Source organism: Pseudomonas sp. AC463, from assembly GCF_979253585.1.
Window position 1 is genome coordinate 1 of the sequence record NZ_CEEDDZ010000136.1, and the last position, 431, is coordinate 431.

Here is a 431-nt window from a genome sequence, read left to right on the forward strand (position 1 = left end):
TCCCGACCTGTCGCTGTGGGCCGCAGGTGCGCGAAAGCTGCTCTCCCAGATCCTGGAGGTACTCGCCGAGGTCCACCTCCGATTGGCTCCCGACATAGAGTTGCCGATGGACGGCTCCGACAGCGATGATGCGCTGACGCGTGCGCTCGAGCACACCGAGCGTCCCCGCATCGACGACGGTCCGCGCCTCCGCCGATATCAGCGCGCCGATAAGCTGAAGCTGGTTTGCCACTCGGTGGTTTACCTCGTCGGACGCGCTGGGCATCCGGTTGGTCCGGGTGGTCGGCTCATGCGAGGTCATCTCGCCTTCCATCGTCATGTGCATCGGGACGAACCTCGCTCTGGTTGATGCCGTCACCTGACCTGAAGAATAGGACTCCCGGTATCATACGGACGTTTGCATCGGTGCGGGCTGACCCAAACCTGAGTAT

1 protein-coding gene is annotated in these 431 nt (G+C 62.9%); it reads right to left on the bottom strand.

Features of this window, described 5'->3' with window-relative positions; translation table 11 throughout:
- Window positions 1-325 (bottom strand): histidine kinase dimerization/phosphoacceptor domain -containing protein (locus AC0IYH_RS29460; RefSeq protein WP_471837586.1); only part of this gene is annotated, 325 nt, incomplete at its 3' end.
- Window positions 326-431: the final 106 nt, after the last annotated feature.